Origin of the sequence: Leptothoe sp. ISB3NOV94-8A, from assembly GCF_043421595.1 — a bacterium.
Lineage (GTDB): Bacteria > Cyanobacteriota > Cyanobacteriia > Phormidesmidales > Phormidesmidaceae > Leptothoe > Leptothoe turfae.
Window position 1 is genome coordinate 841,597 of the sequence record NZ_JAXSQW010000001.1, and the last position, 16,054, is coordinate 857,650.

The window sequence follows — 16,054 nt, forward strand, 5'->3', positions numbered from 1 at the left end:
TGAGGTTATTGGTTATTGGTTATTGGCTACTGGTTGATGGCTATTGGTGACTCCGCAGACACAATGCCATGTCGACAGCTAACTAATAACCAATAACCAGTAACACTCCCCTACTCCTTTCCCTTCGTAACCTGTTTAAGCTTCTGTTTAAGCAATAACTTAAAAAACGGTAAATCATCTAGTAAATAGCGTTTCCACAAGCGTTTAGGCTCAGACATTAGTCGATATAGCCACTCAATGCCTAAACTGCTCCACAATTGCGGTGCTCTGGGTTTGTTGCCTGCTTCAAAATCTAAGGCGGCCCCGACCGCCATAAAGATTTTTACCTTGGGCATATGGCTACGATATTTTGCGATCCATAGTTCTTGTTTAGGCGCGCCCACCCCCACAGCTAAAACCGTAGCTTCTGAGGCGTTAATAATGTCAATGATTGACTGGCATTCAGCCTCATCTTTTTCAAAACCGAAAGAAGGTGAGTGGGCTGCAATCACCATGTCTCGTCCAAACCTGGCATTAATATTCACTTGGGCTTGTTTGGCAACACCTTTGGCACCTCCCAGGAAGAAAATTGTGATGCCTGGGTTGTTGCGGTGATAATCGCAAAACAAAGGGAGTAAGTCAGACCCTGATATCTTTTCCTTTAAGGGTTTGCCCAACAACTTAGATGCATACATCAAAATTTGACTATCGCATACCTTGTAATCTGCTTGGCGATAGGCTTCCTGAAATTCAGCATCGTCCTGGAGCTTCATCAGATGATCCACATTCGGTGTGAAAATCACGCCTCTTGTGAGCTCTGCTAAAAACTGACGCTGAGAGATATTATCAATTTCCACCCCTAAAATTTCGACCCGCTCGCGCAGTCGTGCACGCTGCCGCTCAAGCATTCCAGCCGCTGTGGAAGTTAAAACAGCGACGCGAAACAGACGCTTATAATCAGAGGGCGTAGGCCTCTGTAGAACCTGCTGACTCATGGGAACTTAGGGAAGTGCACTGACTAGAATGTTCCCCAGTCGCCGGTAAATGTCACCTGGCAGTTTCCTAGTTAAAATAATTGGATGTTTGATGCAAATTAGGCGTCACCGTCATTCATTAATGCCCGAGGTACCTGTTTAGGCGCATCGGTTGCTTGGGTAATAGGGAGATTGAAATTAGCCTGAAGGACCTTGTGACCCAGGGTATTATTCATATGAGGATTAGACGTTTGGCACTATGCAGCGTTTGCACGCTAAGTATTGACTTATGTAAAATCCTCAAGGGCTAGGTAATCTGACCCGCCACTGGAATGCTCATCCTAAGAGCATTTTACCCTGAGAACTATGGCCTCGGTAAACACCCAAGAGAGCGTGACAATGCCCAGCGTAACCGATACAGCTTTTTACGATACCACTATTGCCTTCCGTCGTTTTGATGAGTGGCTACTTGGTAATTTTGGCGAAAAGATGACAGTGGGTGAGCGACTTCAGGTGGCCGCATCATTGACAATGTCCGCTCAAATCAGTGCTTTGACAGAAAGTGTGTCAGAGATGGATTTATCAAAAATTGAAAAATCCCTCAAAGAAATTGGAGTAAATATAAAACCCTAATAATTTTGCTATCTATTAATACGATTAAACTGGGCCACATTGATAGACAAAATTAATTTTTAAATGTCATTTGTTTAGGCATTTTTCTTTATTTTGTTACCTTTAATACGAAATGCTGGTCGATGCCCGTTCAGCAAAAAGGCCCCGGCATATTCCAGGGCCTTATTTAAGGCTATCGACGCTTGGAACTTAATAGCTTGGGCTATTACCGACGAACGGCTTTGAACGGTACATAGGCCTTTTCAGCGTGATAGAGATGGCAATGGTCAATGATGCTGCGCATAAATTTCCAGGTGAACTTTTCCTCACGAATATGCACCCGGTCTCCCCAAGCATCCTTCAAGCTTTGGTGAGCCATACGCAGGTTATAGGCTGGGATACCTGTAGAAATATGGTGGGGCACATGGACGCTGATATCGTGGCATAACAATTCGATCCATTTAGGGTAGTCGCAGTGAACCGTACCGGCCAATTGAGATTCCACTTCATTCCAGGTTTCCTCAGGATAAAACTGGATATCAGGCGCTGTATGGTGTACCAGCGTAAAGGTGCTCATCCAGAAGTGATAGCCTATCCAGGGCATCAACCAGAACTTGACCCAACCCCAAACACCTAAGGTGGCAATCATTGTGGGGAAAACAATAGCTGCAAATATAACAACGACCGCAATGGATACTTGAGCCTTACGCTTATCCCGCTCAGCAAAGTTATTTAGATTAAAGTGAATGCCGGCCCAGTGAATAATGGAAGCCAGCCACCAAAGACGTCCGCGCATTAGCCAGTAAGCCGTCTGCATGAACTTGCTCTCTGATGTATAGGTATCGATAGTCCAGGGATGCCAAGCGTTATCGACATCTTGCTTATTGGTATGGCGATGGTGATGGTCGTGGAGTAGTCGCCAGGGGTGGAAGGGATAGATTAGGGGAGCAAAGGAGATGTAACCAACGATGTCATTAACCCAACGACGTTTGGCAAAGGACCGATGACCGCAGTCATGCCCGATGACAAACCAACCCGTTAGAGCTGTACCTGCAAAGAACCAGGCAAAAGGGAGCAAAAACCAAGGTGATAGGGCGATCGCAATATACCCTAAAATCGTCATTACAACGCTTAGACCCACCTGTTGCCATGCCTTGCGAGAATTTTTCTTAAAGCACTCCTTCGGTATGGTGTTGATCACATCTCTCAGCGTTACATTAGCCAACGGCCCATCAGAAAGCCGATCGGTTGATAACCTATCAAGTGTTGCGGTCATAAAATTTTCCACGCTCTGAATTGACAATCGTCGTTGCAAACTACCGCCCAGGTGGTGCTGGGACGTTTTTGGTTAGCAGTCCTCAGCAGCCATTTACAACGCCACTAAAAAGCACACTACAACCGGAAACGGCTGCCATGCGCCGGACCAACCCCCCTGCAACGGGGAGGGCAGCTCTGCTTAATATTTGTTAGAGCTGCTTAACAAATTGTTTTGATTCTACTATGGCGTGGTTGCGTTCTCAGATGAATTGAAAGGTGTCAATGGAGTTCCTTTGAGCATTGAATATAAATGCCTCATTGTTTAATTCGGTATGCCACAAATCAATAAATATGTAGTAAGTAATGCCTATCTTGGTCATCCCTAACTTAGGGGGTGATTGCATCAGGTGACCACAGTCAAACCCCTAGGACTTGAAAAAAGCACAGATGACTTGGGTCGCAATATCATCGGCTACGGGCTGACCATCACGGCGGATATATTCATGGGTATGGCAGTTATACCGACCCATGGGACGACGGGTATCGTCTACCTGCACCACAGCTCGGTACTCCCAGTAATATTTAGCACTCCGGGTGATTTTTAGAACACAAACCTGGTGATTATCCACCGTTCGGCATAAGGGTGCTGCCTGGATAGCTGGAACTAGCAACAAGTTGAATAACAATACTAGGCCCAGTAATTCTCCTGCCAAACATAACTTTTTTAACATGGTTAACATTAGGTCAGCACAACTTACCGATGGCGGATTTAACGCACCAATGGATGTTTAGGACCATCATAGGAGACCTGCAACAACAAATCAGCATTAGTATGCTGACCTTGGTCAATGGAGAGCTGAGCTAACTCTGCGAGAACTGCCCGCCAACCATAGGAAAAAATCATCTGTTGCAGAGCATGGGTGAGGTTGTTATCCATAAAATTTAGAGATTTTCTTTAAAATCCTTTAAGACTTTTTGATGATAGGGCTCTCAAAATCACAAATGCATCCGTAGGGTTAAGGATACGTCCAGGTGCGATTTTATAAGTGAACATTCCTGTGTATTGCGGAGAATGGGCCATGGCTTACTTGATAGGATGAGTACTTTCACGTAAAGCAAAAGCGATGGTGTTAGCCAGACAATATTTGGGTTCTGTATTGATCGGTGGTTTAGTTGCGATCGCAGCCTGCGGTAAGTTCGCAATGCACTAACTTGATGCTACCTTGCTTTGTGGTGAGCTGAGCAAGGTTGAGTGACGACGAACGAATTTAATCCAGGCCAAGCTATCGGATATTACCGGGTTTCCACCCAGCGCCAAGAAGAGGAGGGTCATGGTCCCGAGCGATACCTTGAGCGGCTAGAATCCGTAGGGATTAATCCAGTCGATATATATTTTGATGCGGAATCTGGGGGCAAATACGAGCGGGAAGACCTACAAAAAGCGCTCGCTCGATTAAAGGAGCCCGATAAACGTTTCTTTGTAATTCCGTATCACTCTAGGCTCCATCGTGACATTGGGGTTTGGGCTCGGATTAGAGATGCCATCCTATTAAATGGATGCGAGCTAATCGAACTCGATAAGGGTCTATCCCCTCGCGATTTGGTTAGTGCTGCTGGCAACCTTCAGGCAAACTTAGACGCCACCTTCGCGCAGTACCAACGCGACCAAGCCAGGGAGCACAGCACTAAGGGACATGCATTTCGGCGCAGTCAAAACCGTATTGTCAATCCTCGGTTTGGGTACACCAAAGATGAAGGGCAAAAATTGATTGTCAACGAGGATTTGTTCCCTGGAGGCAATGGCAAAACTTACAGGGAAGTAGCCATTGAGGTGATCGATACTCTAATTGAGCTCGGAGGCTACCGGGCAACTTGCCGGGAGATGGCAAAACGATATGGTGAGCATCACCCTGATAGGAAAGGAGTAGCTAAAAACTTTCCTGCCAGTGCCAATGGACTGAAGCGGTGGATCAAGTGCCCAACATTGCGCGGCTATCTGGTTGATTTTCCAGGGCTTCCTAATGAATTAGTGCGGGAAGGCGAGCATGAAGCGCTCATGGACCCTGACCGGTGGCGAGCAGTTAAGGCCACCATTGAACACATATCGTCAGTCCCTAACCCGGTCAACGACGTACAGCATCAGCGCAGGCCACTGGCAGGGAAAATAATTTGCGGGCTATGCGGGGGCAAGCATAACGGGAGCAGCGTAATCACCAAAGGGCGACGGTACTCTTACTTGGTCTGCCGAGGGAATCTAGACTCAGCTATCAAAAGAACATGTGAGTATAAAAACTCAATCAAAGAAGCTGACTTTTATAAAGAAGTAATTAGACAGGTGTGCGATCACGCTATAAGCGTCGCACAGGAACTTTCCGAACCAAATACAGAGGAAGATCCCAAAATAATCAAACTGGGAAATGAAATCGAAAAACTTCAGTCAATGGAAGACCCGCTACTGAGTGAAGTGATACGGATCAAACAGAGTCAGTTGTCTCAACTTAGACAGGACGCTGAAGAAACTGTTACTAGAGAAGATGTCGAAATGTATGAAATAGTAGCGGCAGACCCTGAATTTTGGGAAGAACTAGAACCGCATGAATTACGGGTAATTCTTGACACCCTGGTCAAGCGGGCTGTTGTAAAGGCAAAGTCTTTGCCACTTTCACGGAGAGTGGAGGTGGAGTTTTATCGATAGCCCCGTATTTTTTTGCATAAAATTCTTTAGCTCGCCTTTGAAATATCTCTTTTGCTGAGGTCACCGCTCCACCCTCCTAGCTGCTGCCAACTCCCAACACCGCTCCAGATGCTCCACATGTCCATCCACACCCTGCTCTTCTTCTGATTCATCCCCCACAAACCACCACACCACGAAGCGCCAAGCCCTGACCAGTAGGGGTCTCAGGCGCGCATGCCATGGGAGAGCTTCCCACCAGGCTTCGAGCCGGGCCCTAAAATTTTCTATGTTTTGCTTCTCGATGGGGCTCATTACGCGGCCACCTCCAACAAACTCAACTGGTCAACTCGTCCGTGCTGCCTCACTCCGCCCATCTCCCACCAACCTTCATGGCGAACTGTGCGCTGCTCTGTGGTACCAGCTTTGGAAATATGAAATTCTCGGTTGTTCATAGTTTGCAGTGGGCCTAAATCGTGAAACCACTCAAACCCCATTGACCGCATAAAGTCAGTCGTCTCTTCATACTCAACCCATCGCTCAGGATAAACACTGGACTGACCATAAGAATCGTATTCAACAGTCACAAGCATGTGTCCCCAGTAGTTGGTAGCCACGACGCGATCGCAGCCCGCATCAATAGCGGCTTTGACTGCTCCCATAAACAGTTCGAGTACGGCCGCATCATTAGGATTGCCGCCGTGGATGGCGTAGGCCTTTGACATTCCACCCTTGATCCGTGGGCCATTACCTGGGGCGTAGTATGGCGGATCAATAAAGGCTATCGTTTTGCCGGTGAGTGACTGCTGAAAACACTCTGACCAATCTTTATGGATAATCACGCTGCGTCCAGGCGGGCACCAGGGCAGTTGATAGCCCCAATTCTCTAAAGATTGCTTCCAGTCTGAGCGGAGAGAAATGTTTAATTTTCCCTGACTGTTGCTTCGTACATTGCCGCCGAAACACAGCTTATGAAGCAATATTTTAGACGCTGCGTAATCATAGCTATCAAACGATTGCCCATCAGAGTCATGGCCAGCTGTTGGGTTGTCATGAATGAAGCAGAGCCGATAAAACAGTCTACCTGCTAAGACTTCGGCATTACATTTATGCCAGATGGTTTTAAATTCACTTACCCAGGAGTCAATGCATTCCTCCAGCCAAGCGTTATCAGTGTTGTAAGTAAATTGCTCCCACACCGCCCGCACTGCTGGATCAGCATCAGCGACAGTCAGAGTTTTCACATGCCCCTGCTGTAACGCTGGGATAGACCAACGACCACTGCCAGCAAACGGAACAACCGCTTGGTCATATGTGTGCCCATCCCAAACAGGATATTTTTTACGATTTGATTTTGCCCCTGGGTATCGGGGGATTAAAACTTGTTCCATCACGCCTCCACCCCCTCAATCTCAATTTGGCCGCCCAAATCCTGCTGTGCCTGCCCCAAGATCTGGGCTAGGTCTTTGGAGGGTTCGCTGGTGTCTACTCTTGCTACACTGTCGGCACTCGTAAAGCCTTTAGGGAAGCGTTTTTTGAGCTTATCGATATTGGCTTCCTGAATGTCGCTCAGCTGTAGTCCAAGCTTTGTAGCAATAGCAGCGTGATACCAAGCCACATCACCTAGTTCTTTTGTCCATTCTTTGCGGGCATCAGGATAAATTTCGAGTTCACGACCCGGCTCTAGCCCGTAATTCAAAAGCAGCTGAGCGACTTCTGAAGACTCACCAAGCAGGCCAATGGCGTTCCAAAGTGTCATAGTGTCTCGATCAGACAAATATGAAGGCGCTGAAGCTTTGTCTTCGCAAATGGCTGTTAAGTCAACCTCTAAATCCCCAATATCATCCAAAAAATCTGCAACATCATATTGCTGATGCCGGTGCAATACATTCTTTTTAAGCTTTTCGGTGAATGCCCCCAGTCGAGCATGAAGAGCTAATGCAGTAGCCAACATGACGACCTCATCAACGCTTAGCGGCTGCTCAGGGCCATCGATCAGTGTTCGGGCTGCTAGGTTTTGATATTCGTTGCTGTTCATGACTTGGGGTCCTCTCCTAAATTCTTTTCCTCAACTCTGGCGGCCACATCTATCTGCGTCCGTCCTATTGCCAAAATCTGATTTAGACTCATTAGTGGAGTTTCTTCCGAGTCCTCATTCATCCCCGCCAACACCATCCGCGCCGCTTTTGCCCCGGTGCATTGCGTGGTGGCTGCCAACTGTAGCCAGGGAATGTATTGATGCTGAATTGCCAGTGCAAGCAACAGCATCCAATCTTTGACATCGAACGTAATCGCCCCGCCATTCTGAAGCTGGGATGCAATAAACTCCCAGTGGTAGCCAGAGCGGTCTGGTGACTGGATGTCGCATCGGGGAGACCAGATCTGAGCCTCCCATCCGGGGGCGTCTTCATCATTGTCGAAACGGATCACGTTCGGCTGCTCAATTGCCCACCGATCCAGAGCTTCACGTAGGCGTCGTACAGTGAGTGTAGGTTGTGGTGTGGTGGTGTTATCAGGCATTTTCAATCACCCCCATCACTGCTTCAACCGCATCATTGTGAGCTTTGCCATACTTGGCCTCACGCTCTGGCGTGTGAATAATTTCCTTAGTTTCAGATGAGGCTTCTTTTAGCCCAGGAATAGCCCCCTGCACAGGTAGCGCATCCAGATAGCGCTGAACTTCTTTCTTGAGCGCACCTAGAGCAGAGTCCTCCTGCTGGGTTAACTCGTCGTATTTGATGTATGGAGTATTGGAGATCGCGACCTTCACCCCATCGGCGTAATCGTGCTGTAGCTGGGCTGTGATAACAATGCCTTCAGGCTTAAAAATTACACCCGACACCCGGGCAAACGTACCTAACATGTCTAGCCATTTATCCCCCAGGTCGTTTACCTCATGGACCAATGACATCAAAGCATTCATGGCATTTTTAAGCTCTTCGCTGGCCTTCTTAGTGCCCTCGCATTTGCCATCTTTGAAGTCGGCACCATTATCGAAAATGTCGCCAACAATGGTCGGATAATCATCGCCATTGATTTTTATCGATTTGATGGATGGTTTCATAATTCTCCTTTCAGAAACTTTAGTTGGGGTTCTAGTGGTCGGTGTAATCAGAACTCATCCCTTCTTCTCTAAACTCACTTGCACCCACCCTCGAAAGTAATCAGACTCATCTCGAATCGCGCCAAGAACCTCCATCGCTTTGGCAGTATTTAGCGGTCCATCATCGATGTGCATTACGTTCAACCGCTGTCGGCCCAGGTAAGTCAGCCCCAGGGATTTTGCTTGCTGGCGAGCCGCCTGTGACTCGCATTGATAGAAAATTATTTTCATTGGTTAGTCCTCAGTAATTCTCTAAAATCGTTTTCTCTCTCCACGCGACCCGTAGGAAATGTCCTTGGTAGACCCCACCCCTGTCGCTCCTCTGGGGACATATCCTCGCCAGTGTCGTGAACGATCATCGACTTATCCCACTCAGGCACTTCCACCCCAATCTCCCGCTCAAACCACGCCGCAACTAACCGCCGATGGCAGGGCTGTTTGTCTAGCGTTTTGGCACTCTCGAAACAGAGCAACACGGGCTCATCTGCGCCAATCTCAGCGGAGATCTGGCACAGGTAGGCATATGTCTCATCTGCTTTCAAAAGGCTTAGCTGTTGCTCATAACGAGCCACGTAGCCGTCCCAGTCGATACGCCCCTCTTTGTAATCCTTCAGTAGTCCTGCATCTGGGAACAACGGCGGAAATTCAGGCCCGGTGAATCCTTGCCTGGTGGCTGGGTATCGGCTGATCGAGATGCCTTGCAGGTTGTGGTGTGCGTTGTTGGCAAAATTACTTGTTTTCATCACTCATCGTCCTCGCTATGTCACGTCTGGTTCGGGGGTGGGGTTAGGCGGCAATATGCTCATAGCGTCACCTCACAACGATTAGAAACAACTTCCCAGGGGATAACGACGCTCGAACCAACCCCAAGCCCCTGAAAATAGACGCTCGCCAAACGGCGTAGATAATCCAATCCCGCAAGCGCATCAGGCTGACTGACTGCATTTCTCTCTAGGACAGATGTCGCTGTCGCTATATGACCGTCATCCAGCTCGTACCACTCACCAAGACAATGCTGCTCTGCAAACATTCCATGCAAATAGCCCTCTAGTCTTTCGCAATCATCAGATTTCTGGGTCGCCAAGACCTTCAAAGGGTGACTATTTCCCGTCTGCAGCTCTTTGAGTCTCTTATTGACACTGCGGCTGTTGCCAATCTTTACGGCTCTGCCATCAGCGATTAGGTAAACCTCGCCTGACTTACCCAAAGGCGGCGGCTTTGGTGTTTGGGTGGCATCCAGAGCCTGCCAGTGCCACTCAGGGCCAAGTGCGCCAACGGGGAACCGCTGATTGCACTTAGGGCAAATATCGAGATGAGTTTCGGGGTTAAGCTGATCGCAAAACAAATCCTGCTGATATTGGCCAACGCCCCACCGAAAAAACTCCGATTCAATCTGTTTTTGGCATAAGTTGCACTCCATTTACTTTTTGCCTCCGAATAGCTGTTTGTGCATTTCATCCATCTTTTTTCTGTACTCAGGGTCCGATTCGTATTTGAGATGTGCCTGATATTCATCCTGTCCTGCTTCAAAAGCCTCTTCTAGAGCAGCAACAAGCAAATCTGAAACATCCGTATTTAGAGGTTTCAGAAGGTCAATAACTTCTTTTATTGCGACAGGATCAAGTCCAGAAATTGACTGAGCAATTGAAATGCAGTCATAAGACTGATGTTGGTAGGCGTAGCTAAGCTCTCCACTCAAGAAACCCGCATGCTCCATCGTGTTGCTTGACGCGATCGCTCTAGCTAATTTGCGAACATTGTCGCCATCACTTAGGTCGAAGAGCGGGTTACTGGCTTCCTCAACGGTGGGCCGTACTTCATCAGGGTGCCATCCAGCGCATCCTGGGGGTTGAACTAAGTCTTGTGGCATAACACTAAATCCTTTCTAATTTCTCTTGCTTCAACGACTCGACAATCGCTCTAAGTTCATCCGCCATTGCTTGATTGCCCCAAGTCTTGCTAGCTACTGAAAAGCAAAGCCCGTCTAACTCTTTGGGGTTACCCACCAAGCAGCTGACTAAAGGGTCGTAAACATAGCCAGGGCAAACCTCATAGGTGACCCAAACGTTGCTTCCTTCGCGGATTACGTCCCAGTACTGTAAATTCATCATCTTGCGATACTCTCCTTCAGCTTTCGCAATTGCTGTTTCTCGTCCCCCGTCAGTTGCCCCCACACCTGCTGTTTTTGTTCTTGAGTGAGGCATCCTAGTAGCTCAAGGTCTTGGGCGGACTGCTGAGCCCCCTGGACATCACTCAGGCAACACTCGCGGACAATCAGCAGGCACGTATCTAGCGCGGTCCTGTCGAGTGGTCCGATAATGTCGCCTTGAGGGGTGAGGTCGGCAACATTCCATACTTCGCCGGATACAGTCTTGATTTTTTCGACTTCGCCCGTGGTTTTGTTGGTACCAAGCTTGGCGATGCGATCGATTACGCCAAGGCGATAGTTGAGGATGGGGGTGCCTTTTGTTAATTCCATTCGTAAATACTCTCCTCAACCTCTGCTGTTGTAGACGCTTTATCCGATGGATACGTGCGGTGCTTATCCTCTGGCTCAAACCCTGTAAATCTTTGGTATGCTCCCTCGAAAAACGTATCGAAAACACCGCACGGTCCATGGCGATTTTTGGCGCAGATGATTTTGCCAATATTGTCAGGGCCATTTTCTGGTTTCCCCTTATTAGGGCGATGGACAAACAAGATCGCATCAGCCACCTGTTCAATCTCGCCAGATTCTCTGATGTCCTCCAAAATTGGCTCTTTGTCTGCTCTGTTTGCCGAACCTCTATTAAGCTGCGTTAATACCAAAAAAGGAGCGTCAATTTCCTTAGCAATGTTTTGCAACGCTCTAGCAATTTTTGAAACCTCTTGAACCCGGTTTTTTTCGCCAGGGAAGGTCATCAAATTGATGTAATCAACTACCACTAAGGCAATATCTGACTGAGTTTGAGCCTTAACAGATGCGCAAGTTCGGGAAACAAACCTGGGGGTAACACCACTGCACTCAGACAAGAAAATAGGTAATTCTTCAAAGTGCGCCATACAGTCGAGGATTAAGTCAAACTCCTTCTCGCTGCATCGGCCCGATTTAATTCGAGCGCAGTCAATACCCAGCTCACTAGCCACCCATCGGTCTTTCCACTGGTTAGTTGTCATTTCGAGATTGAAGACCACGACTGGCTGCCGTGTAGATTTAGCGACATGCCGAGTAATGCCCTGAGCCAATGTCGTTTTTCCTTGAGAAGTTTTACCCCCGATAAAAGTAAGGGTCTTTTTCCCTAGCCCCCCCAGCAACCGATCAAGATTTGCCAATCCTGTGCCAACACCTGGCGGGATCTCTCCATTCCGCAACATGCTTAGCCGCTGAATGTAGGTCATGCCATCCGAAGTAGCTTCAGCACCCCTGACGACATCTAAACCAGAATCTGGGATTAACTCTTCAAGCAGTCCTTCTAGCTGGTCATCCTTGACCTTGAACTTCCTCAGTAGTCGTTCACGGATGACAAATCGCTCAGTAAATCGCTTTTCGCTAGCGTAGGCAAAGACCAACTCTTTCAGGGCTTCGGCATCCTCCTGAACACCTTCTAGGCAATCACCGCTAGGGGTTAGTTGCTTGAGGATACCTTGGAGTAATTTGCTGGCTGAGAATCCATCCTTATGGTTAGCCCTGCACCACTCCGCCATTGAAATCGCGGCTTGCTCTGGGCTGTAAACTTTCTCTGCCACCAGCAGTGCCAGCTCTTCGGCTTTAGCCTGAACCTCTGCTGTATTAAGCGCAATCTCTTTGTCAACTTTGGTAGCTTTGGCGTGCTGTAGCTTAATGGGCTCAAGCTTGGGTAGGTCTCCTAGCGGCGCGATCGCCTGACGAATATCCCGCTCTTTGCACTGCTGCCCCCAGCATTGGTAAGCCCCAGTTTTGCTAATCGTGAAGTTGTCGTCACCGCAAACTGGGCAGTGATAGTAACCTTTTTTGTCACGGCCTTCTGCTGGCTTTAGCTTGTCAACATGGTCAAGGATGTTGAATGGCGGGAGAGCGCTAGTCATGCTGCCACCCCTTCAGCCTGTCTTGCTGCGTTCTCTCGCTCCCACTTGACTCTGCCGTAGACCGATAGAGCCTCAGCTTCCTCGTCTGAGCGATGCCACTGGTTGATAGCCATGATCCGCTGGGCTTCTTCGTCCGAGATAATCTCTCGGGTTAACCATGGGTTTGTCATCTCCTGAGCCTCTGGCGGGACAAAGTCGGACTCTTCCGGCTGCTGTGGCTGTTTGGCTTCCTGGTACAGCTCTAGCCATTGAGGAACCCCAGCAGACCCGCCAGAAAGAAACCTGAGCGCATGCTGAACACCGACCCCTTGTGCGTCTGTTGCGACCTTCAGGTAAAGCCCGCAGGCTTTCTTGAATTCTGTCCAGCCGATGCCGTTAAAGTCTGAGTACTCCAGAAGCAGCCACTCTCTAGCGGCTGCAATTTTGCTGCCAGGATTTGAGCCACTAATCGAGCAAACGTGCTTCTTGTACCACTTCCAGAAAGCCTCAAAAGCTGCATTGTCGATGTGGGGGTAGGGGTCATTTTCAGGCTCCGTTTTTTTTGGTTCGCTCTCCTGTTCGGTCGTGTTGCCGCTAGGTAACGCAGAATTGTGGCCTGCGTTGATCTCTTTCTCTTGTTCTGTATCTGTATCTGTATCTGTATCTGTATCTGTATCTGTATCTGGGGGCGTTACTGTAACGTTACATGGCTGTGACTGTTCTGTTTCAGTAACTTTAGCTGATTGTTTCTGTAACTTTTTCGCGGCTTTTTTGGCTGCTTTTTCAGCCTGTTTTTCGCGGTGTTTTGCAACCCGATCTGCACTAGAATCTGATGAAAATTGACGCTTATCCCAGTTGAGAATTTTGTAGCCACCCTCAACATGCTCAAGCATTCCTTTAGACCTGAACTTATCAATGGCATGCTTCCAGCTTTCTACGCTAATACGAAGCTTCCAGCAAATCTCCTCATCTGTCAGATCAATGTAACCGCGCCGCTTTTCATTATCGCTAGCAAGGCACAATGCTTTTACCCAGAGCAGTTGATCGGAGTCTGACATCATGGCGATTTTGGGATCGTCCATGAATTCGTGGTAAAACCTAAACCACTTCATCTCACACCTCCTTCAGAGCTTTATAAGCTCGCCCCATGATTCCAGGCTCAAGCCCCAAGCGAGTCTCGTAAAGCTGATAGGCATCTTGCCGAACGAGAGCACTTATCGGATCGCTCTCGCCAAAGGATTGGTAAATCTTATCAACGGCCCTATGAATAGCTGTCGGCCCAATTTCAGCCGCACAATCCCCCCGCACCTCCAGGGGCACGGTCTGTTCTGTTCGTCTCATTTCCAGGAATTACTTACTAAACAACAATGAAAGTAGATGCACGGAATAACGCTTCTGCGGCTACGGGCTAGCCCTTTCTCTAAGCCCCCGCCACAACTTCCGCAACGCCAGATAGACATAGGCCTTGGCCAAGCCTTTCAGCTGTCCTGCACGCCACTGAGGCAACGTCTGGTAATCAAATCTATGTTGCCATCTCTGGGTGTAAGTAACGCCCTCAATGGCCACAGGCAAGGCTTCGGAAACTTGAGCCCAGTGCTGCTCGTACCACGAAACAGAGTTGTTGATATCCTCAGGGGTGATACTGATAGGCTTACCCTTGCCTTTGTCGGCAAAGATCAACTCGCGATCGCATTCGGTGGGTGGGTGAGTGTGCATTACAAAAACCTCTCGATTAGCAACCCAAGGACAAACCCTAGGGCCAGCGAAACGGCCATGGCCCACAGGGTGGGGATAGGCAGGCGATCGCAGATAAGTGCGACGACCCCAACACCTGCGACAAAAGTAAGTAGCTTCATGCCGCCACCTCCTTCGACGTACTCAACACAACCACAGCCTTAGGCTCAGCCTTCTTCTGCCAGTCCAGGCAGATGGCCAGACTGGGCACCCGTTTCATGTTGTCGTCGATCAAGACCTTGGCCTGAACCAGAGCATCCAGGACAGAGCCTGCCACGTTATCCGCATCACCTTGGCGGTTGTGTTTGCCGCTGAGGCTGATCGTGATTTCTGCGTACTCTAAGGGCTGTCCCTGGTACTGATTGGAGATTGACGCGATCGCGCTCTTCTTCCAATTGTTGTACCGGTGTGGGTGGTAGGTGCCATTGGCTGTAGTACGAGCCCTGGCCTTGGGGACGATGGGGCCATCCAGGTTAAAGGTGTAGACGGTCATAGATCCACCCCCAACACACTTTTCACCATCTCAGCCGAATCAGCCCTGATGCTCCGTAGCTCCTGATAATCCAGAAGCAGGCCAGAGAATTCATCAGCAAAGAGCGCGATAGTACGGCTAAAGTCGTGCCAAGCCTCGGGATGGCCTTCAAAGTCTGGCCCAGCCATATATAGAGGCACCCGAAAGCGCCAGCACTCAGAACTGTCTTCTAGAGGAGACTTGTACGCGAGCACAGGCACCCGAGAATATCCCAAGGCCAGCTCAGAGGCCAACTGCCACGCCCCACGCTCACTTATCCCGTCGAAACCTAGAACCCAGGGCTCAACCCTCACATAGGCCATCTCCAAGGGGAGATTTCCATGCATTGGGCTTATGGGACCAGGCATCCAACTTAAGGGGCTGAGCTTCTCTCTCAATAGAGTAGAGAGTTCTTTAATCAACAATTCCTTATCAGGCATGGTCACACCCCCTCATCCCCAAACCCCGCAGTAGGGAAGCCCGCACCTTGGGGTTGTTCTGTTTGTCGTACACTTTCTTTGTTGCGGACGCTTTCATACGAGCCTCGTGTAACATAGATTTGAGTCAATAGAACACATTTAGTTTTATTGATGGGTCAGGCAGCTCTCTTTTGTTCTTGTTTTGACAGCACGTTCAAGCCAGCTTCCAGCAGTTGTTCGACGGTGAACCAAAGCTGTTTATCTTCGTTGTTTTCTGCATGAAAGCTCCTTACCTTGGAGCTGACTTTGCCAGACACGTAAAACTTGGAGCGTGAATCCGTGTCCATCCTCAGGGTTTTGCCTTCCATTCTGATGTATTGAACTCATCGTTGAGCCCAATATAGCAGTTGCTCTGCAATATTGCAATTGGAGGTTATTTATGTGTTTTCAAGTCAATCTAGGCGTCGAAGATCAAAATCGTCAAACACTTTGCATTTTAAGGTTTACGGCTAATAATGGGGGATGCAGAATAGTGGTTAATGCTGTGTATTCAGATAGGGGAAAGCAAACGCTTGGGGAAAATATAGAATCATTCATCAACGACCGCTCCGCTTGGCCGCCTAGTTTGCGGAATTTTTTTGAGGGGACTCCCCCGGCGGAGCGCAAGCGCGGACTAACTATTAGTATGCTGCTCAAGTGGATGGCTGAAGAGACTGGCTTAAATCAGCTCGCAGATCCCTACTACCATGATTCATTCGTTACCCTACTGGG

At 48.7% G+C, this 16,054-nt stretch carries 25 protein-coding genes; 2 read left to right on the forward strand and 23 right to left on the reverse strand.

The genetic code is table 11. The features are described 5' to 3' along the window. Positions 1-110: 110 nt before the first annotated feature. Positions 111-974, reverse strand: coding sequence for a WecB/TagA/CpsF family glycosyltransferase (locus tag SPB21_RS03480; RefSeq protein ID WP_163670758.1), 864 nt, complete (start codon positions 972-974; stop codon positions 111-113). Between the two features lie 345 nt (positions 975-1,319). Here SPB21_RS03480 and SPB21_RS03485 point away from each other — a divergent pair, with 345 nt between their 5' ends. After that, on the forward strand, positions 1,320-1,586 hold the full coding sequence (locus SPB21_RS03485) for a hypothetical protein (RefSeq protein WP_006519751.1): 267 nt from the start codon (positions 1,320-1,322) through the stop codon (positions 1,584-1,586). A gap of 205 nt (positions 1,587-1,791) precedes the next feature. Here SPB21_RS03485 and SPB21_RS03490 read toward each other — a convergent pair whose 3' ends face one another. From SPB21_RS03490 to SPB21_RS03500, 3 genes are all read right to left on the reverse strand, one after another. Next, a complete protein-coding gene (locus SPB21_RS03490; protein WP_163670756.1) occupies positions 1,792-2,841 on the reverse strand; it encodes a fatty acid desaturase in 1,050 nt (349 codons plus the stop codon). A gap of 406 nt (positions 2,842-3,247) precedes the next feature. Continuing rightward, a complete protein-coding gene (locus SPB21_RS03495; protein ID WP_163670754.1) occupies positions 3,248-3,553 on the reverse strand; it encodes a hypothetical protein in 306 nt (101 codons plus the stop codon). Positions 3,554-3,591: 38 nt separating this feature from the next. Then, complete coding sequence (locus SPB21_RS03500) at positions 3,592-3,759, reverse strand: hypothetical protein (RefSeq protein ID WP_163670752.1); 168 nt, start codon at positions 3,757-3,759, stop codon at positions 3,592-3,594. A gap of 315 nt (positions 3,760-4,074) precedes the next feature. On the opposite strand from SPB21_RS03500, the gene SPB21_RS03505 reads away from it, so the two are divergent. Then, positions 4,075-5,517, forward strand: coding sequence for a recombinase family protein (locus tag SPB21_RS03505; protein WP_499865487.1), 1,443 nt, complete (start codon positions 4,075-4,077; stop codon positions 5,515-5,517). Between the two features lie 60 nt (positions 5,518-5,577). Here the strand turns inward: SPB21_RS03505 and SPB21_RS03510 are convergent, their stop codons facing one another. The 19 genes from SPB21_RS03510 to SPB21_RS03600 form a co-directional block, all read right to left on the reverse strand. Continuing rightward, the gene (locus tag SPB21_RS03510) at positions 5,578-5,808 is read right to left on the reverse strand and encodes a hypothetical protein (RefSeq protein WP_499865489.1); all 231 of its coding nucleotides are present in this window, start codon (positions 5,806-5,808) and stop codon (positions 5,578-5,580) included. Beyond that, positions 5,808-6,884, reverse strand: coding sequence for a DNA adenine methylase (locus SPB21_RS03515; RefSeq protein WP_499865490.1), 1,077 nt, complete (start codon positions 6,882-6,884; stop codon positions 5,808-5,810). The genes SPB21_RS03510 and SPB21_RS03515 overlap by 1 nt, the downstream gene beginning before the upstream one ends. Then, a complete protein-coding gene (locus SPB21_RS03520) occupies positions 6,884-7,531 on the reverse strand; it encodes a MazG nucleotide pyrophosphohydrolase domain-containing protein (RefSeq protein ID WP_499865492.1) in 648 nt (215 codons plus the stop codon). The genes SPB21_RS03515 and SPB21_RS03520 overlap by 1 nt, the downstream gene beginning before the upstream one ends. Further along, entirely contained in the window at positions 7,528-8,013 is a 486-nt protein-coding gene (locus tag SPB21_RS03525) for a hypothetical protein (RefSeq protein ID WP_499865493.1), read from the reverse strand. The genes SPB21_RS03520 and SPB21_RS03525 overlap by 4 nt, the downstream gene beginning before the upstream one ends. Next, the gene (locus SPB21_RS03530; RefSeq protein WP_499865495.1) at positions 8,006-8,557 is read right to left on the reverse strand and encodes a hypothetical protein; all 552 of its coding nucleotides are present in this window, start codon (positions 8,555-8,557) and stop codon (positions 8,006-8,008) included. The genes SPB21_RS03525 and SPB21_RS03530 overlap by 8 nt, the downstream gene beginning before the upstream one ends. A 54-nt stretch (positions 8,558-8,611) precedes the next feature. Then, entirely contained in the window at positions 8,612-8,827 is a 216-nt protein-coding gene (locus tag SPB21_RS03535; protein ID WP_499865497.1) for a hypothetical protein, read from the reverse strand. Then, positions 8,824-9,339 (reverse strand): DUF488 family protein, N3 subclade, encoded by a 516-nt coding sequence (locus SPB21_RS03540; RefSeq protein ID WP_499865498.1) that lies wholly within the window; start codon positions 9,337-9,339, stop codon positions 8,824-8,826. Before SPB21_RS03540 ends, SPB21_RS03535 begins: the two co-directional genes overlap by 4 nt. 59 nt (positions 9,340-9,398) lie before the next feature. After that, positions 9,399-10,016 (reverse strand): GIY-YIG nuclease family protein, encoded by a 618-nt coding sequence (locus SPB21_RS03545; RefSeq protein WP_499865499.1) that lies wholly within the window; start codon positions 10,014-10,016, stop codon positions 9,399-9,401. Next, a complete protein-coding gene (locus SPB21_RS03550) occupies positions 10,017-10,466 on the reverse strand; it encodes a hypothetical protein (protein WP_499865501.1) in 450 nt (149 codons plus the stop codon). Between the two features lie 4 nt (positions 10,467-10,470). Continuing rightward, positions 10,471-10,707 carry a hypothetical protein gene (locus tag SPB21_RS03555; protein WP_499865502.1) on the reverse strand — a complete coding sequence of 79 codons (237 nt, stop codon included), beginning with the start codon at positions 10,705-10,707 and terminating at the stop codon, positions 10,471-10,473. After that, entirely contained in the window at positions 10,704-11,075 is a 372-nt protein-coding gene (locus SPB21_RS03560; RefSeq protein WP_499865504.1) for a hypothetical protein, read from the reverse strand. Before SPB21_RS03560 ends, SPB21_RS03555 begins: the two co-directional genes overlap by 4 nt. Further along, a complete protein-coding gene (locus tag SPB21_RS03565; protein ID WP_499865506.1) occupies positions 11,066-12,640 on the reverse strand; it encodes a replicative DNA helicase in 1,575 nt (524 codons plus the stop codon). The genes SPB21_RS03560 and SPB21_RS03565 overlap by 10 nt, the downstream gene beginning before the upstream one ends. Beyond that, positions 12,637-13,731: a phage replisome organizer N-terminal domain-containing protein gene (locus tag SPB21_RS03570; RefSeq protein ID WP_499865508.1), complete on the reverse strand. Its 1,095-nt coding sequence runs from the start codon at positions 13,729-13,731 to the stop codon at positions 12,637-12,639. The genes SPB21_RS03565 and SPB21_RS03570 overlap by 4 nt, the downstream gene beginning before the upstream one ends. Before the next feature lies 1 nt (position 13,732). Beyond that, the gene (locus tag SPB21_RS03575) at positions 13,733-13,960 is read right to left on the reverse strand and encodes a hypothetical protein (RefSeq protein WP_499865509.1); all 228 of its coding nucleotides are present in this window, start codon (positions 13,958-13,960) and stop codon (positions 13,733-13,735) included. 60 nt (positions 13,961-14,020) lie between these two features. Continuing rightward, positions 14,021-14,335: a hypothetical protein gene (locus tag SPB21_RS03580; RefSeq protein WP_499865510.1), complete on the reverse strand. Its 315-nt coding sequence runs from the start codon at positions 14,333-14,335 to the stop codon at positions 14,021-14,023. Further along, positions 14,335-14,475 (reverse strand): hypothetical protein, encoded by a 141-nt coding sequence (locus SPB21_RS03585; protein ID WP_499865511.1) that lies wholly within the window; start codon positions 14,473-14,475, stop codon positions 14,335-14,337. The genes SPB21_RS03580 and SPB21_RS03585 overlap by 1 nt, the downstream gene beginning before the upstream one ends. Continuing rightward, positions 14,472-14,846, reverse strand: coding sequence for a RusA family crossover junction endodeoxyribonuclease (locus SPB21_RS03590; RefSeq protein ID WP_499865513.1), 375 nt, complete (start codon positions 14,844-14,846; stop codon positions 14,472-14,474). The genes SPB21_RS03585 and SPB21_RS03590 overlap by 4 nt, the downstream gene beginning before the upstream one ends. Then, positions 14,843-15,304: a hypothetical protein gene (locus SPB21_RS03595; protein WP_499865514.1), complete on the reverse strand. Its 462-nt coding sequence runs from the start codon at positions 15,302-15,304 to the stop codon at positions 14,843-14,845. The genes SPB21_RS03590 and SPB21_RS03595 overlap by 4 nt, the downstream gene beginning before the upstream one ends. 155 nt (positions 15,305-15,459) lie before the next feature. Then, positions 15,460-15,651 (reverse strand): hypothetical protein, encoded by a 192-nt coding sequence (locus SPB21_RS03600; protein ID WP_499865515.1) that lies wholly within the window; start codon positions 15,649-15,651, stop codon positions 15,460-15,462. Positions 15,652-16,054: the final 403 nt, after the last annotated feature.

Excerpts from the sequence above, each read along its gene's own strand:
- SPB21_RS03525 (WP_499865493.1), bottom strand. The coding sequence starts at position 8,013 with ATGCCTGATAACACCACCACACCACAACCTACACTCACTGTACGACGC.
- SPB21_RS03515 (WP_499865490.1), bottom strand. The coding sequence starts at position 6,884 with ATGGAACAAGTTTTAATCCCCCGATACCCAGGGGCAAAATCAAATCGT.
- SPB21_RS03490 (WP_163670756.1), bottom strand. The coding sequence starts at position 2,841 with ATGACCGCAACACTTGATAGGTTATCAACCGATCGGCTTTCTGATGGG.
- SPB21_RS03510 (WP_499865489.1), bottom strand. The coding sequence starts at position 5,808 with ATGAGCCCCATCGAGAAGCAAAACATAGAAAATTTTAGGGCCCGGCTC.
- SPB21_RS03535 (WP_499865497.1), bottom strand. The coding sequence starts at position 8,827 with ATGAAAATAATTTTCTATCAATGCGAGTCACAGGCGGCTCGCCAGCAA.
- SPB21_RS03500 (WP_163670752.1), bottom strand. The coding sequence starts at position 3,759 with ATGGATAACAACCTCACCCATGCTCTGCAACAGATGATTTTTTCCTAT.
- SPB21_RS03590 (WP_499865513.1), bottom strand. The coding sequence starts at position 14,846 with ATGACCGTCTACACCTTTAACCTGGATGGCCCCATCGTCCCCAAGGCC.
- SPB21_RS03495 (WP_163670754.1), bottom strand. The coding sequence starts at position 3,553 with ATGTTAAAAAAGTTATGTTTGGCAGGAGAATTACTGGGCCTAGTATTG.
- SPB21_RS03550 (WP_499865501.1), bottom strand. The coding sequence starts at position 10,466 with ATGCCACAAGACTTAGTTCAACCCCCAGGATGCGCTGGATGGCACCCT.
- SPB21_RS03530 (WP_499865495.1), bottom strand. The coding sequence starts at position 8,557 with ATGAAACCATCCATCAAATCGATAAAAATCAATGGCGATGATTATCCG.
- SPB21_RS03480 (WP_163670758.1), bottom strand. The coding sequence starts at position 974 with ATGAGTCAGCAGGTTCTACAGAGGCCTACGCCCTCTGATTATAAGCGT.
- SPB21_RS03545 (WP_499865499.1), bottom strand. The coding sequence starts at position 10,016 with ATGGAGTGCAACTTATGCCAAAAACAGATTGAATCGGAGTTTTTTCGG.
- SPB21_RS03485 (WP_006519751.1), top strand. The coding sequence starts at position 1,320 with ATGGCCTCGGTAAACACCCAAGAGAGCGTGACAATGCCCAGCGTAACC.
- SPB21_RS03600 (WP_499865515.1), bottom strand. The coding sequence starts at position 15,651 with ATGGAAGGCAAAACCCTGAGGATGGACACGGATTCACGCTCCAAGTTT.
- SPB21_RS03540 (WP_499865498.1), bottom strand. The coding sequence starts at position 9,339 with ATGAAAACAAGTAATTTTGCCAACAACGCACACCACAACCTGCAAGGC.
- SPB21_RS03575 (WP_499865509.1), bottom strand. The coding sequence starts at position 13,960 with ATGAGACGAACAGAACAGACCGTGCCCCTGGAGGTGCGGGGGGATTGT.
- SPB21_RS03560 (WP_499865504.1), bottom strand. The coding sequence starts at position 11,075 with ATGGAATTAACAAAAGGCACCCCCATCCTCAACTATCGCCTTGGCGTA.
- SPB21_RS03595 (WP_499865514.1), bottom strand. The coding sequence starts at position 15,304 with ATGCCTGATAAGGAATTGTTGATTAAAGAACTCTCTACTCTATTGAGA.
- SPB21_RS03585 (WP_499865511.1), bottom strand. The coding sequence starts at position 14,475 with ATGAAGCTACTTACTTTTGTCGCAGGTGTTGGGGTCGTCGCACTTATC.
- SPB21_RS03580 (WP_499865510.1), bottom strand. The coding sequence starts at position 14,335 with ATGCACACTCACCCACCCACCGAATGCGATCGCGAGTTGATCTTTGCC.
- SPB21_RS03565 (WP_499865506.1), bottom strand. The coding sequence starts at position 12,640 with ATGACTAGCGCTCTCCCGCCATTCAACATCCTTGACCATGTTGACAAG.
- SPB21_RS03520 (WP_499865492.1), bottom strand. The coding sequence starts at position 7,531 with ATGAACAGCAACGAATATCAAAACCTAGCAGCCCGAACACTGATCGAT.
- SPB21_RS03570 (WP_499865508.1), bottom strand. The coding sequence starts at position 13,731 with ATGAAGTGGTTTAGGTTTTACCACGAATTCATGGACGATCCCAAAATC.
- SPB21_RS03555 (WP_499865502.1), bottom strand. The coding sequence starts at position 10,707 with ATGATGAATTTACAGTACTGGGACGTAATCCGCGAAGGAAGCAACGTT.